This is a genomic window from Micromonospora sp. CNZ303 (assembly GCF_004345505.1).
The window spans coordinates 165,367-179,860 of record NZ_SLVT01000003.1 but is presented as its reverse complement, the minus strand read 5'-3'; the positions used below and the strand labels follow the sequence as shown (position 1 = coordinate 179,860).

Sequence of the window (14,494 nt, the reverse complement as noted above, 5' to 3'; positions counted from 1 at the left end):
ACGGCGGTCGATTCGGTCAAGGGAGTCAGCCGGATGGGCGCACCGAGCCGACGGGAACGCCTGCGCTCGGCGACAGTCGCCGAGATCAAGGACGGGGCGCGGCGGCTGCTGGTGACGGGCGGGGTCGACGCCGTATCGCTGCGGGCCATCGCCCGCGACATGGGCATGACCGCGCCGGCCATCTACCGCTACTTCCCCAGCCTGGAGGCGCTCGTCGCGGCGCTGGCCGGCGACCTCTACGACGAGCTGCGGCTGCTGCTGGAGGCGGCCCGGGACGACGCCGGGGACGAGCCGGTCGACCAGCTGCTGGCCATGTCCCGGACGTTCCGCACCTGGTCCGTGGCGCACCCCGCCGAGTTCGGACTGATCTTCGGCGCCCCGGCCCCCGGGCGGAACGCCGTCGTCGACGACTGCGTCGAACCGGACCATCCCGGCGCCCGCTTCGGCGCGGTCTTCATCCGACCGATCCTTGACCTCTGGCGCCGCTCCCCGTTCCGCACCCCGCCGGCCGAACTGCTCCGGCAGCGCCTGGGTGGGCGGCGGCTGGAGCCGCTGCGGCTCAGCCACGGCGAGGTGCCGGTCGAGGTCGCGTACGCCTTCCTCTCCGGCTGGACCCGGCTCTACGGGCTCGTCGCCCTGGAGGTCTTCCACCAGTTCGACTGGGCGGTCACCGACGCCGAGGCGCTCTTCGAGCTGGAGATGGAGACGTTCACGGCCCAACTGCTGGCCGCCCCACCGGCGGCCGACGGCCTGCCTCCGGCATGCGGAGCGGCGAAGGGCTGACCGGTGGCGGCTGCGGGCAGTAGGCTCCCCCGGCATGGGTGACGAGCTGCCGCCCCGGGCCGACGTGGTGATCGTCGGCGCCGGGCACAACGGTCTGGTGTCCGCGATTTTGCTCGCCCGCGCCGGGCTCGACGTGCTGGTGCTGGAGGCGGCGGACGTCATCGGCGGGGCCACCCGCACCGAGGCGCCGTTCCCGAAGGTGCCGGGGCTGCGCCACTCCACCGGGTCCTACCTGCTCGGGCTGATGCCGCCGGAGCTGCTCGCCACGCTGGACGTGCGCATCCCCGTGCTGCGTCGCGACCCGCACTACTTCCTGCCCACCCCCGGCGGCCCCGGCTCGCCGTACCTGCTCTTCGGCAGCGACACGGCGGCCACCCGCGCGCAGCTCGCGGAGTTCTTCTCCCCCGCCGACGTGGCCGCCGACGACGCCCTCCAGGCCGAGCTGGCCGCGCTGCGCGACGACCTCGCCCCGGCCTGGCTGGCCGAGCCGCTGCCCGTCGAGGAGACCGCCGAACGGTACGTCCGGCCGGCGCTTCGGCAGGTCTTCGTCGACCTCGTCCGCGGCTCCGTCGCCGACCACCTGGCCCGCTTCGACTTCCGCTCCGAACTGCTGATGAGCATGTACGCGGTCACCGACGGCCTCTCCGGGCTCAATGCCGGCCCCGACGACCCGGGCACCGGGCACAACTTCCTCGTGCACAACATGTGCCGGCTGCCCGGCTCCGACGGCACGTGGATGATCGCCGAGGGCGGGATGGGCACCGTGTCGCGTACCTTCGCCGACGCCGCCCGGGCCGCCGGCGCGACGATCCGCACCGGCACGCCGGTCAGCGCGATCACCCTGGACGGCGGCGCGGCCAGCGGGGTCGTCCTCACCGACGGGCGGGAGATCGGCGCCCGGGTGGTGCTCGGCGCGTGCGACCCGTACCGCCTGATGGACCTGCTGCCCGACGGCGCGCTCCCGGCGCCGCTGGCCGAGCGGATGGCGGCGGTCCGCCGCCCCGGCACCACCCTCAAGCTCAACCTGGCGCTGACCGGGCTGCCCCGCTTCTCCTGCCTGCCCCAGGGCTCCCCGAGCCCGTTCGGCTCGACCATCCACCTGCTACCCGGCTCGGAGTCGCTCATCGGTGGCGGCGGCGAGTCGCCGATGGCGGCGCTGCGCGCCATGTGGGCGGACGTGCAGGCGGGGCGGCTGCCCGCCGAGCCGACTATCGAGTGGTACCTGCACACCACCGTCGACCCGTCACTGTCCGACGGCCGGCACCACTCGTCGGCGCTCTTCGTGCAGTCGGTGCCGTACGAGCTGGCCGGCACCACCTGGGACGAGGCGCTGCCCGGCTACGTCGACCGGCTGATCGGCATCTGCGAGCGGTACGCCCCCGGCACGGGTGACCTGATCGCCGACGCGGTGCCGCTGCCGCCGCCCGGCATCGAGGCGCACTTCGGCATCACCGGCGGGCACATCCACCACGTCGACAACACCGTCTCGTTCACCGACCGGATGCCGTACGCCACCGGCGTCGACGGCGTCTACGCGGGCAGCGCCGGCTGCCACCCGGCCGGCAGCGTCATCGGCGCGGCCGGCCACAACGCCGCCCGCCGCATCCTCACCGACCTCACCCCCTGACCCACCCCCGCCGCCGCCGCCCCACCCACCCGCCGGGGCGCCGCGGGAGGGCGGGAGGGGGTCAGGCGCTGGTGGGGGTGGCTTCTGCGCGGTGGGCGCGGACCTTGTGGCCGACGCTGGTCAGGCAGCGGCCGCTGGGCAGGTCGAACTTCCAGCCGTGCAGCTGGCAGGTGAGCTGGTCGCCCTCGACGATGCCGAACCGGGTCAGGTCGGCCTTCAGGTGCGGGCAGCGCCGCTGCACCACCCAGTCGCCGAGGGTGATGTCCTCGGCGTCGCTGGAACGCTCGTGCTCGTCGTACCAGCCCTCGGCGTACTGGAGGCGCTCGGTGGAGAGGCACTTGAAGAAGGCGTAGACGAACTCGTTGTACTGGCCGATCCGGGCCGCCGAGAAGCGGCAGGAGAGGAAGAGGGAGTTGACCCAGTCCACCTCGCCGATGTGCAGCAGGTGCTCGATCAGCGCCCGCTCGGTGCGGAACCGGTAGCGGACCTTCTCGTCGGCGTACGGTCGGACCTGCTTGCCCGGGAAGTCCACCACGATGGATTCGACGCTCTCGCCGTCGTAGCTGACCAGGTCGAAGCGGACCGGGCCGCCGACCCCCTTGGCCAGGTAGATCGACTCCTCCAGCAGGGGCTCGATCCGGCGCTGCATCTCCTTGAGCACGTCCACCTCGGGGTGCCGCCAGGACGCCTTCTCGGCCTCGATGACCGGCCGCTTGCGCTCGCGCATCTCCTCCAGGTGGGCCACCTTGTTGGCGAAGAACTCCTCCACGGGCACCGGGTGCGTCGTGCTGGCTCCGGTGGTGGTGATCTCCGCGACGCTGCCCGGGAGCAGCACGACGCCGTTGGTGCCGCCGACCTTGGCGTACTCGCTCAGGAAGACCGACTGGTCGGGGAAGATGTTGCCCTCGTCGCCGTGGATGTCGTTGAACTGCCACAGCTCGTCGTCGAGGAAGCACGGCGGGCCGGCGATCGGGAAGACGTGGTCGGCCTTCAGGTCGTCGATGTAGCGCCAGGTGCGGTCGAACTGCCGGTCGCGCTTCTGCTTGCCGAACGCCGTCTTCGCCGCCTGCGGCAGCTCGTAGACCATCGGATACCAGATCGCGCCGGAGAACTGGAGCATGTGCGCGTGCACGTGGCCCAGCTCGGCGAAGACGCTCAGGTCGGTGGGGCGGGCGTCGTTCTGGTTGAGCAGCCGGACCCCGTCGTACTCCACCCACAGCGAGGAGTCGCCGATCGGGCCGTCGGTCGGGCTGGTCAGCGCCTGGATCATGATCTTCAGGCCGCCGTCCAGCTCCACTACCTGCTCGTTCGGCGCCTTCAGGAACTTGGTGAAGCCCAGCTCCCGCAGCTCGTCCTCCATCTCGGAGGTGGGGAACGCGGGCAGCAGCACGGTGGCGTCCTTCGACACGAAGCGCTTCAGGTGCGCCGCGTCGAAGTGGTCCCGGTGCAGGTGCGACACGTAGAGGTAGTCGACGTCGCCGAGAGCCTCCCAGTCGAGCAGGGAGTTGTCCGGAAACGGGAACCATGAGGCGAAATAGGCCGGATTGACCCACGGGTCGCACAGGATGCTGCCCGCGGCCGTGTCGATCCGCATGCTGGCGTGCCCCGTACCGGTCACTCGCACCGCAGTTCCCCCTCAAAACGACAAACAAGGTGTACGCCAGAAACGCTACCGGAGGGAGTCTGGCGACCTACCCGCGACGCCGGTAGTGCCGATGCGCCCGGGTGGAGCCGGGCCCTTGGTCCCGACGCCGGTGACCGCCACCTGCCCGACGCCGGGCACCCGTGCCGAAGTCCCTGCCGGCCCTCGTACGTGCCCCGGGCCGACGCCCACCGAGCCCGTGCGGATCGTGCGGTCCGCCCCATCGGTCGGACCCAGCGCCGGGCCCGGCACGGGGCGTGCCAGACTAACCGGAGATCCGATCGCGAGGGAAGGACCGCCAGTGGCAGGAAGCGAGCCGGTAACGTCGCCAGACCAGCACAAGCCCGGGCACCGCAAGTCCGGACGGATCGGCGCGGTGGTCTCCGCGCTGGCCCTGCTGGCGATGCTCTGCGGCAACCACGAGGGCAGGGTCGAGGACATCTGGCTGATCGGCCTGGCCGTGCTGCTGCTGCTCATCGTCATCGGCGACACCGTGCTGCGGCGCAACGGCCTGCGGTCCTGACCGCACCCGCGTCAGCCGGCGTCGCACCGGTCCGCGCGCCGGAGGCCACACGCACGAGGGCCCGCCCCCGATCGGGGAGCGGGCCCTCGCCGTACGCGGATCAGCGGCCGAAGAGGATGTCCTGCACGTCCTTGAGCGCGGCGTCGACCTCGGCCTCGAAGTAGCCGCCCGGCACCAGCCCGAAGCGCAGCGTGTCCAGTTCCTTCGGGTTCACCGGCATCGGGTTGCGCCCCTGCATGCCGCCCAGCAGCGTGTCGAAGAACCGGTCGACCTGGTCGGGGTCGTACCCGCTGCCGAACCGGCGCACCTGGAAGCTGCGACGGATCTGGTCGACGCGGTAGAGGTCGCTGCCGGGGGGACCGGCCATCGGCGGGCCGGCCATCGGCGGCGGGCCACCGACGGGTGGGCCACCGACGGGTGGACCCGCGACCGGCGGACCGCCCACGGGTGGGCCGGCGTGCGGTGGGCCGCCGAAGCCCGGCTGCGGAGGCGGCCCGGCCGGGCCCCGGCCCCGCAGGTCACGCAGGTCCCGCTCGGGCATCCGGATCTCGGCGGTCATGTCGGCGCGAGCGCGCCGGCCGGCCTCGAACCCGTCGAAACGCGGCTCGTCCCCGTAGCCACCGCCCGGGCCGTCGCCGTAGCCGCCCGGGCGATCGCCGTAGCCGCCCGGACCGTCGCCATAGCCACCGCCCGGGCCGTCGCCGTACTTGCCGGGGCCGTCGCCGTAACCACCGCCGGGGCCATCACCGTAGTTGCCCGGACGGTCGCCGTAGCCACCGCCGGGGCCGTCGCCGTAGTTGCCGGGACCGTCGCCGTAGCCGCTGGGGCCGGCGGGCAGGCCGCGCGGCGGCGGAGCGCCGTGGCCCATCGGGGCGCCCGGTCCCATCGGGCCGGGGCCGCCGGGGCCACCGGGGCCGCGCGGCGGTTCATAGCCGCCCCGCGGGGCGTCGTAACCGCCGGCGAAGGCACCGGTGGGCTCGTCGTAGCGGCCGTAGCGGTCGTTGGGCGGACCGGCCTGCGCCGGCATCGGCCGGGGCGGCATCGGCTGCGGGACCGGCGACATGCCGCGGTCGTCACGCGTCGGGGGGCCCATGCGGTCGGGCGGGCCCAGGCGGTCCGGCGGGCCCATCCGGTCGGGCGGACCCATGCGGTCGGGGGCACCCGGGCGGTCGGGCGGGCCCAGGCGGTCGGCGTCGCGAGGGTCGCCGCCGCGGCCGCCGGCGCCACCGCGCTCCTCCAGCTCGGCCAGCTGCCGCTCGACCCGGTCGAGGTGCAGGTCGACCTGCCACTCGTCGTAGCCGTTGAAGCGGACCCGGAAGACGACGTCGTGGACTTCCTGGGAGGCGACGGGGGCGCCGACCGGACGGCCGTCGAGCGTCGCCTCGACCCGGTCCAGGAAGGCGTCGACCTCGTCGACCTTGTATCCCCGACGGAGCGCCTTACGCCGGAAACGCTGACCCTGACTCGCCACTATGTCTCCTGGTCTCGTTCGCTACGCCCGGTCACGCCTTCTCCCCGGCCCGGTCGGTGTCGGTGTCAATGTCCTCGGCGGCGGCGAGCTGCCCGCACGCTCCGTCGATCTCGCGACCCCGGGTGTCCCGCACGGTCGTCGACACCCCGGCCTCGCGCAGCCGCCGGACGAACTCCCGCTCGACCGGCTTGGGGCTGGCGTCCCAACGGCTGCCCGGAGTCGGGTTGAGGGGGATGAGGTTCACGTGGGTCAGCTTCCCGGCCAGCAGCCGCCCGAGCAGATCGGCTCTCCACGGCTGGTCGTTCACGTCTCTGATCATGGCGTACTCGATCGACACCCGACGCCCCGTGCGGGCCGCGTAGTCCCACGCCGCGTCCAGCACCTCGGACACCTTCCAGCGCTGGTTGACCGGCACGAGTTCGTCGCGCAGCTCATCATCGGGGGCGTGCAGCGACAACGCAAGGGTCACCGAGAGGTCTTCGCTGGCCAGTCGGCGGATGGCCGGGACCAGGCCCACCGTGGAGACCGTGATGTGGCGCTGCGACAGCCCGAGCCCTTCGGGTGCCGGGGCGACCAGCCGACGGATCGCCGCGACCACCCGGGAGTAGTTGGCCAGCGGCTCGCCCATGCCCATGAAGACCACGTGCGACAGGCGCGGCGGCGAACCCGCCACCGCCCCGGAGGCGGCCACCCCGGCCAGGTAGACCGCCTGGTCGACGATCTCGGCGGTGGAGAGGTTGCGGGTCAGCCCCGCCTGCCCGGTGGCGCAGAACGGGCAGGCCATGCCGCAGCCGGCCTGGCTGGAGATGCAGACGGTGACGCGGTCCGGGTAACCCATCAGCACGCTCTCCACCAGCGAGCCGTCGTGCAGCCGCCAGAGCGCCTTGCGGGTCGCGCCGTCGTCGCAGGCCAGCTCGCGGACCGGGGTGAGCAGCCGGGGCAGGAGCTGGTCGGCGAGCTTCTCCCGGGTGGCGGCCGGCAGGTCGGTCATCTGCCCCGGGTCACGCACCAGCCGACCGAAGTAGTGGGTGGAGACCTGCTTGGCGCGGAACGCCGGCTCCCCCAGCTCGGCGACCAGGGCGCGGCGGCCGGCGAGGTCGAGATCGGCGAGGTGACGGGGCGGCATCGCGGGCCGCCGCCCGGGGGCGTCGGGGTCTGCGGGGATCAGGGGCAAGCTCGTCATGGCGCGTCCAGTCTGTCACGCCGGACGGCCGACACACCTGTCCGGAGGTGCCGAATCGCCCCCCGCCGCCCGGGCGGGACCACTGACGACGGGTGATTCACGCCTCACTCCAGCACCGGGACGAAGACCGCCAGGAGCAGGTACGCGGTCGGCAGTGCGAAGAGGATCGAGTCCAACCGGTCCATCAGGCCGCCGTGCCCGGGGAGCAGGTTGCTCATGTCCTTCACCCCGAGATCCCGCTTGATCATGGACTCGGCGAGGTCACCGAGGACGGCGGCGCCGGAGACCGCCAACCCGAAGAGCGCGCCCCACCACGGGGCCACGTCGAGGAGCAGCCAGAGCAGCAGAGCACTGCCCAGCGCCGCGGCGGTGACCGAGCCGGCGAAGCCCTCCCAGGACTTCTTCGGGCTGATCGAGGGGGCCATCGGATGCTTGCCGAAGCTGACGCCGGCGGCGTACCCGCCCGTGTCGGAGAGGACCACCGCGGCCAGCGTCACCAGCACCCGTAGGTCGCCGTCCTCGGGCACCGCCGCCAGCAGCGCGGCGAAGCCGCCGAGGAACGGCACGTACACGGCGATGAGGGTGGCGGCGGTCAGGTCACGCTGGAAGCCGCCCGGCCCGTCGCCGAGCCGCCAGACCATGGTGCCCAGCACGGTCACCAGCAGGCCGAGGCTGAGCGCGTCGGGGCCGGAGAACCAGGCCAGCCCGATGGTGAGCACCCCGCCGGCGATCAGCGGCACCAGCGGCGGGTGCGCGCCGCTGCGGCGTACCGCCCGGGCCATCTCCCACATGCCGATGGCGACCGCCGCGGCCACCACCACCAGGAAGGCGGTCCGGTAGAAGAACAGCGGCACCACGATCAGGGCGCCGAGGCCCACGCCGACGGCGATGGCCGCCGGCAGGTTGCGCCCGGCCCGGCTCGGGACGGGCTGCTGGGTCGGGGGCCGGTCGGCGCCGGCCCGGCGCCGACCGCGCTGCCGGCGGCCCAGGGGCGGCGCGGGCTCCGGCTCCGGCTCGACGTCCCGGACCGGTTCGAGCTGGGTGGTCGGGTACTCGGAGTCGTCGGGACGGTCGCGGTGGCCGTTCACCGCCGCCGGTTCACCGGCCGCCGCCACGTCGGCGTGCGGGCGGGAGCGGGCCGGCACTTCGGCGTACGCGTCGGGACGGCGGTCCCACCGACCCGGATCGATCTCGGGCTCCGGCCAGGGGAGGGCGGGCGCCGGGGCGGGGGCGTCGGGGCGGTCCCAGCCGCGGGGCTCGGCGCTGCCGTGGGGATCGAGGTGGGCCATCACGCACCGAGCGGGACCGGTACGAGATCCACCAGATGACGCACAACCACAACCATTCCCCTACCCGCGCGACTGTTCCGTCCGGTTGACCCGCCCGACGGCCGGCCGATTCCCACCGTTCACCGCAGGGTGCCGGGAATCCTGCCGAGCCTACTGCACCCGCCGATCCCTCACGTCCGACCGGCCCCGTGCCGGCCCGCCGACGACGGTGGCACCGGGCCCGCCGCCGGAGATCGGGCGGTGGAGCGCCGGTGCCACGACGTCGTCGCCGCCGGCGGAGTGCCGGCGCGCGGTTCACACCTCGAGAAGCTCGTTCTCCTTGTGCTTGACCAGGTCGTCGACGGCGGCGACGAAGCGCTGGGTCAGGTCGTCGAGTTCCTTCTCGGCGCGGCGGCCGTCGTCCTCGCCGACCTCGCCGTCCTTGACGAGCCGGTCCAGCTCCTCCTTGCCCTTGCGGCGGATGTTGCGGATGGCCACCTTGGCCTCCTCACCCTTGTGCCGGGCGACCTTGATCATCTCTCGGCGGCGCTCCTCGGTCATCTGCGGGAGCAGGATGCGGAGCTGGTTGCCCTCGTTGTTCGGGTTGGCGCCGAGGTCGGAGTCGCGGATCGCCTTCTCCATGGCGTTGATCTGCGAGTTGTCGTACGGCTTGATGATCACCATGCGCGGCTCGGGGACCCCGATGGACGCCATCTGGGGCAACGGCGTGGGGCTGCCGTAGTAGTCAATGATGATCTTGGAGAACATGGCGGCGTTGGCGCGACCGGTGCGGATCGCGCCGAACTCCTCCTTGGCGTGCTCGATCGCACGCTCCATCTTCTCCTCGGCCTCGAGGAGGGTGTCGTCGATCACCGGTCTCCTCGCCTCCTTCTGTGCTCGTCGTGGGCTTGTCGTGTCGGAGGGACCGCTGAGGTCGGGTCGGGCCGCTCAGGCGGTGATCAGGGTGCCGATCTTGTCGCCACCCACGGCCCGGATGATGGTGTCGTCGCCCTGCGCGCCGAAGACCAGCATCGGCAGGCCGTTCTCCATGCACAGGCTGAACGCGGCGGCGTCGGCGACCCGCAGGTTGCGCCGCAGCACCTCGGAGAAGGTGATCGCGTCGAACTTGCTGGCGGTCGGGTCGACCCGCGGGTCGGCGGTGTAGACACCGTCCACGCCGTTCTTGCTCATCAGCACCACGTCGGCGCGGATCTCCAGGGCCCGCTGGGCGGCCACGGTGTCGGTGGAGAAGTAGGGCATCCCGGCGCCCGCGCCGAAGATCACCACGCGGCCCTTCTCCAGGTGCCGGATGGCGCGCAGCGGGATGTACGGCTCGGCGACCTGGGCCATCGTGATCGCGCTCTGCACGCGCGTCTCGATGCCCTCCTTCTCCAGGAAGTCCTGCAACGCGAGGCAGTTCATCACGGTGCCGAGCATGCCCATGTAGTCGGCCCGGGCCCGGTCCATGCCGCGCTTCTGCAACTCCGCGCCCCGGAAGAAGTTGCCGCCGCCGACCACCACCGAGACCTGCACGCCGCGGCGGACCACGGTGGCGATCTGCCGGGCGATGGCCTGCACGACGTCCGGGTCCACCCCGATCGCGCCCCCGCCGAACACCTCACCGGAGAGCTTCAGCACCACCCGGCGGGCCCGACCGGGGGGTGGCGCCGTCGGATCGTCCGCCGCCAGACTCCGGTCACTCACAACCTGCGTCATCCGCCCCGCCCTTCCCCATGCGCACGTCCCGTACGCCGCGTACCGCGAAACTGCCGTAGCCGACCCTATGTGACGAGGAGGCCGCGGTGCCTGTCACGTACACCGGCGGCCTCCTCGTCGACGTTTCCCTGCCCGCGGGGCGCGGAAGCGCCCGGGGGCGGCTCAGGCCTGGCCGACCTCGAACCGCACGAAGCGGGTGACCTCGATGCCGGCATCGGCCAGCAGCTGCTTCACCGACTTCTTGTTGTCGGCGACCGACGCCTGCTCGAGCAGGACGTAGTCCTTGAAGAACGCGTTCACCCGACCCTCGACGATCTTCGGCAGGGCCGCCTCGGGCTTGTTCTCCTCGCGGGCGGTCTGCTCGGCGATGCGCCGCTCGGACTCGACGACGTCGGCCGGCACCTCGTCCCGGGTGAGGTACTTCGGCCGCATCGCGGCGATCTGCATCGCCACGCCCCGGGCGTCCGAGTCGGACGCCTCGTCGCCGGCCGTGCTGGTGTACTGCACCAGCACGCCGACCGCCGGGGGCAGGTCCTGGCTCTTGCGGTGCAGGTAGACGGCGGTGGTGCCGTCGAGCTTGGCGAAGCGGTTCAGGACGAGCTTCTCGCCGATCTTGGCGGACTGCTCCTGCACCAGGTCGGCGACGGTCTTGCCGTCCAGCTCGGTGGCGAGCAGCTCCTCGGCGGTGCCGACGCCGCTGCGCTCGCCGTGCTCCACCAGCTGCTGGGCCAGCTCGATGAACGCGTCGGTCTTGGCGACGAAGTCGGTCTCGCAGTTGAGCTCGAGCAGCGCCTTGCCGGAGTGGGCGATCAGACCGTTGGCGGCCGTACGGCCGGCCCGCTTGCCGACGTCCTTGGCGCCCTTGACGCGCAGGATCTCGACGGCCTTGTCGAAGTCGCCCTCGGCCTCGGTCAGCGCCTTCTTGCAGTCCATCATGCCGGCGCCGGTGAGGTCGCGGAGCTTCTTGACGTCCGCGGCGGTGAAGTTGGACATGGCTCTCTCTTCGGTGTTGAGACTGCGGGTGGGTTGGTCCTGGTGCCGGTTACCCGGATCCGGGCGCGACGTGCCCGGCGTACCTGCCGCTCCCCGCCGCCCGGGAGAACGGGCGGCGGGGAGGCGGCGGTGCGGTCACTCCGCGGCGGCGGTCGCCGGCTGCTCGACCGGCTGGGCCTGCTCGGCCTGCGGGGCCTGCGGGGCCTGCTCTGCCTGCGGGGCCTGCTCGGCCTGCTCGTCGGCCTTCTTCGGCTCCTCGAGCAGCTCACGCTCCCACTCGGCCAGCGGCTCGTCGGAGGCGACGCCCGGCTCCGGCTTCTCGTCGCTGCCGCGACGACGGCCGGAACGGGCGATCAGGCCGTCGGCGACGGCGGCGGCCACGACCTTGGTCAGCAGCTCCGCCGAGCGGATCGCGTCGTCGTTGCCCGGGATCGGGAAGTCGACCTCGTCCGGGTCGCAGTTGGTGTCGAGCACCGCGATGACCGGGATGCCCAGCTTGCGGGCCTCGTCGACGGCGATGTGCTCCTTCTTGGTGTCGACCACCCAGATCGCGGCCGGGAGCTTCTGCATGTCCCGCAGACCGCCGAGCGTGCGGGTCAGCTTGATCTTCTCGCGGGAGAGCTGCAGGGTCTCCTTCTTGGTGTACCCGGCGGCGGTGCCGCTCAGGTCACCCAGGGCCTCCAGCTCCTTCATCCGCTGGAGCCGCTTGTAGACCGTCTGGAAGTTGGTCAGCATGCCGCCGAGCCAGCGGTGGTTGACGTAGGGCTGACCGACCCGGGTCGCCTGCTCGGCGATGGCCTCCTGGGCCTGCTTCTTGGTGCCGACGAAGAGGATGCTGCCACCCTCGGCGACGGTCCCGCGCACGAACGAGTAGGCCTTCTCGATGTAGTCGAGGGTCTGGCGCAGGTCGATGATGTAGATACCGTTGCGCTCGGTGAAGATGAAGCGCTTCATCTTCGGGTTCCAGCGCCGGGTCTGGTGCCCGAAGTGGACACCGCTCTCCAGCAGCTGACGCATGGTCACGACGGCCATGGTGGGGTACTCCTCGTGGTCCCTGGTTGTCCCGCCCGGCCAGGCGGCCGGGCGTCCTGGCGCCCGGTCGGCGGCCATGGCGGGCCCGACCAAGATCGGGACCAGGGAGGCCGTCGCCCCACGACGACTCGTGGAGAGGGCGCGCGAGGTCGACCGCGCGAGGCGGTCGCCAGTCGACCAGTGTACGCCCCTTCCCCGCCCCCGATGCCTCGGGTGCGGGGAAGGGGTCGGAACGCCCATTTCCGGCACTCGGCGCGCCCGCCCTGGCCGGGGCCAGCCGTCAGGCGGGGCGGTCCCGACGGTCGAGGGTCAGCGGACCGCGAGGGCGGCGGCGACGAAGAGCACCAGGCCCACGGTCAGGTACGCCGTCGGCGGACGCAACCAGCCCCGGCTCCCCTCCGCGAGCGACAGCCCGCCGGTGCGCAGCCCGTACAGGCCGATCGCGAAGATCGGCAGGCCGCAGACCAGGAAGATCCCCACCACGACATCGGCGGCCGAGACCGGGTCGCCGGTCACGCCGCTGAGCAGCACCCGCATCGCGGGCACCTCGAACACCAGGACCAGCAGGGTGAAGAGCGCGGCCAGCGCCGGCCGCCGCGTCCGGTAGACCCCGTCGCCCGCCGGCGCTCCCGGATGCGGGGCGACCACCGGCGGGTACGCCGGCAGCTCCCCCGGCGCGAGGTCGCCGCGGGGCGCGATCGGCGGCATCGGCCCGGTCGGCATCTCCAGCGGGTGCGGGGGCTCGACCGGCCGGGCGGGCTCGTCGACCGGCGTCTCCGCCGGGCTCGCGGCCTCGGCCGCCCGACCGGGCGCGACGATCGGGTAGCCGCCCAGCGGGGCCGGGCGGGCCGGATCCACGGTCCGCCCGACGGGTCCCGCCCCGCCCAGCGCGTCGACACCCGACGTCGACAGCGCGTCGCGGGTCTCCCTCGACTCCCGGGCGGCGCGCCGGCCCGGGCGGTCGGCGGGCAGCTCCCCGGAGATCTCCGGGTCCGCCTCGGCCCGGCGCGAGCGGCTCGCCCGGTATCCCTCGGTCTCCGACCGGGCGTCCCCGAGCGGCGGCACCGCCGCGAAGCGCCCCGAATCGGCCTCGCCGAACCTCCCGGGCTCCGATCCCGTGGCGGCGAACCGGCCGGAATCCTCCGGTCCCGGCACGGCGAACCGGCCCGGGTCCTCCCGTCCCGTGGCCGCGAACCGGCCCGAGTCCTCCGACCCGCCGAAGCGGCCCCGGTCGGCGTCGACGGCCGCGAAGCGTCCGGAGTCGGGCTCGACGGCACCGAACCGGCCCGAGTCGGGCTCGACGGCCGCGAAGCGCCCGGAGTCGGGCTCCGTCGACGTGCCGAAGCGTCCTGGTTCACCACGTCGGGTCCCCGTGGAATCGCCGTAGCGGCCGTCCTCGGCGGACCGGCGCTGCTCGGGGGCGTTCAGGTCGTCGTCCCGGTACCGGCCCTCGGCCGCACCGCGCCAGTCCGCCTCCCCGTAGCCGCTCTCGCGGTCACGGTCACGGTCGCGGTCGCGGTCGGCCGGATACCAGCGCGACTCCTGATCTTCGACAAAGTTCCGTCGTCCGTCCACGTCCGGCACGGTATGCGACCGGCTCCACGGGCGCCATTCGCCCCCGGGACATCCGCGCCACCGGGAGCACCGGTCACCCGCGCCGCTGGTCGGGGGACGGCGGTGGCGGGGACGGCGACGGACGGGTCGGCCCAGCTCAGCGCCGAACCGCGTGGCTCGTGGCGGCGGTCCACCCAGGCGGACCACATAGCACGACGAGGGCATGATCGTCCGTTCGTCCACAGTGCGCCCGTCGTCCACAGTTTCCGGGGCACGGGGCGGCGGTTGCCCGCTCGCCGGGGGCACCGTGCCGGGCATGACGAAGCGGAACCAGGCGGTCGGCGCGTACGGGGAGAGGTGCGCCGTCCGGCACCTGATCGGGGCGGGACTGCGCCCGGTGGCCCGCAACTGGCGCTGCCCGGCCGGGGAGATCGACATCATCGCCTGGGACGGGCCGGTGCTCGCCTTCTGCGAGGTGAAGACCCGCCGCACCGACGAGTTCGGGCCGCCGGCGGAGGCGGTCGTACCGGCCAAGGCGCGGCGGCTGCGCGGGCTCGCCGCCCGGTGGCTCGCCGACACCGGGACCACCGCCGACGAGGTGCGCTTCGACGTCGTCTCCGTACGCCTGACCGGCGCCGGCGCCGCCCGGGTCGAGCACCTCAAGGGGGCGTTCTGATGGGCGGGCCCGACCGGACCGGGTCC

General features: G+C 73.2%; 13 protein-coding genes. 4 read left to right on the top strand and 9 right to left on the bottom strand.

Features of this window, described 5'->3' with window-relative positions; genetic code table 11:
• The first annotated feature begins 33 nt into the window (after window positions 1-33).
• Both EV374_RS06955 and EV374_RS06950 read left to right on the top strand, forming a co-directional pair.
• Complete coding sequence (locus tag EV374_RS06955) at window positions 34-783, top strand: TetR/AcrR family transcriptional regulator (RefSeq protein ID WP_132232748.1); 750 nt, start codon at window positions 34-36, stop codon at window positions 781-783.
• A 34-nt stretch (window positions 784-817) separates the two neighbouring features.
• Complete coding sequence (locus EV374_RS06950; protein WP_132232746.1) at window positions 818-2,410, top strand: phytoene desaturase family protein; 1,593 nt, start codon at window positions 818-820, stop codon at window positions 2,408-2,410.
• A 61-nt stretch (window positions 2,411-2,471) separates the two neighbouring features.
• On the opposite strand, the gene EV374_RS06945 is transcribed toward EV374_RS06950, so the two are convergent.
• On the bottom strand, window positions 2,472-4,034 hold the full coding sequence (locus EV374_RS06945; RefSeq protein WP_132232744.1) for a Rieske 2Fe-2S domain-containing protein: 1,563 nt from the start codon (window positions 4,032-4,034) through the stop codon (window positions 2,472-2,474).
• Between the two features lie 319 nt (window positions 4,035-4,353).
• Between EV374_RS06945 and EV374_RS06940 the strand changes: the two genes are divergently transcribed.
• On the top strand, window positions 4,354-4,575 hold the full coding sequence (locus EV374_RS06940; RefSeq protein WP_132232742.1) for a DUF2631 domain-containing protein: 222 nt from the start codon (window positions 4,354-4,356) through the stop codon (window positions 4,573-4,575).
• A gap of 100 nt (window positions 4,576-4,675) precedes the next feature.
• On the opposite strand, the gene EV374_RS06935 is transcribed toward EV374_RS06940, so the two are convergent.
• The 8 genes from EV374_RS06935 to EV374_RS06900 all read right to left on the bottom strand — a co-directional run bounded on the left by EV374_RS06935 (window position 4,676) and on the right by EV374_RS06900 (window position 13,813).
• The gene (locus tag EV374_RS06935; RefSeq protein WP_132232740.1) at window positions 4,676-6,046 is read right to left on the bottom strand and encodes a DivIVA domain-containing protein; all 1,371 of its coding nucleotides are present in this window, start codon (window positions 6,044-6,046) and stop codon (window positions 4,676-4,678) included.
• Window positions 6,047-6,077: 31 nt separating this feature from the next.
• Window positions 6,078-7,229, bottom strand: coding sequence for a dual-specificity RNA methyltransferase RlmN (gene rlmN, locus EV374_RS06930; protein WP_132232738.1), 1,152 nt, complete (start codon window positions 7,227-7,229; stop codon window positions 6,078-6,080).
• A 104-nt stretch (window positions 7,230-7,333) separates the two neighbouring features.
• Window positions 7,334-8,518, bottom strand: a complete 1,185-nt coding sequence (locus EV374_RS06925; protein ID WP_132232736.1) for a phosphatidate cytidylyltransferase — start codon at window positions 8,516-8,518, stop codon at window positions 7,334-7,336.
• Window positions 8,519-8,812: 294 nt separating this feature from the next.
• Window positions 8,813-9,370 (bottom strand): ribosome recycling factor, encoded by a 558-nt coding sequence (gene frr, locus EV374_RS06920; protein WP_089001534.1) that lies wholly within the window; start codon window positions 9,368-9,370, stop codon window positions 8,813-8,815.
• A 75-nt stretch (window positions 9,371-9,445) separates the two neighbouring features.
• Complete coding sequence (gene pyrH / locus EV374_RS06915) at window positions 9,446-10,213, bottom strand: UMP kinase (protein WP_132232734.1); 768 nt, start codon at window positions 10,211-10,213, stop codon at window positions 9,446-9,448.
• 162 nt (window positions 10,214-10,375) lie between these two features.
• Window positions 10,376-11,206, bottom strand: coding sequence for a translation elongation factor Ts (tsf, locus tag EV374_RS06910; RefSeq protein WP_132232732.1), 831 nt, complete (start codon window positions 11,204-11,206; stop codon window positions 10,376-10,378).
• A 135-nt stretch (window positions 11,207-11,341) separates the two neighbouring features.
• Window positions 11,342-12,238 (bottom strand): 30S ribosomal protein S2, encoded by an 897-nt coding sequence (gene rpsB / locus EV374_RS06905; RefSeq protein WP_132232730.1) that lies wholly within the window; start codon window positions 12,236-12,238, stop codon window positions 11,342-11,344.
• A 309-nt stretch (window positions 12,239-12,547) separates the two neighbouring features.
• Window positions 12,548-13,813, bottom strand: a complete 1,266-nt coding sequence (locus tag EV374_RS06900; protein ID WP_486485619.1) for a hypothetical protein — start codon at window positions 13,811-13,813, stop codon at window positions 12,548-12,550.
• Between the two features lie 295 nt (window positions 13,814-14,108).
• Between EV374_RS06900 and EV374_RS06895 the strand changes: the two genes are divergently transcribed.
• A complete protein-coding gene (locus EV374_RS06895; protein ID WP_121396090.1) occupies window positions 14,109-14,468 on the top strand; it encodes a YraN family protein in 360 nt (119 codons plus the stop codon).
• The last annotated feature ends 26 nt before the right edge of the window (window positions 14,469-14,494 follow it).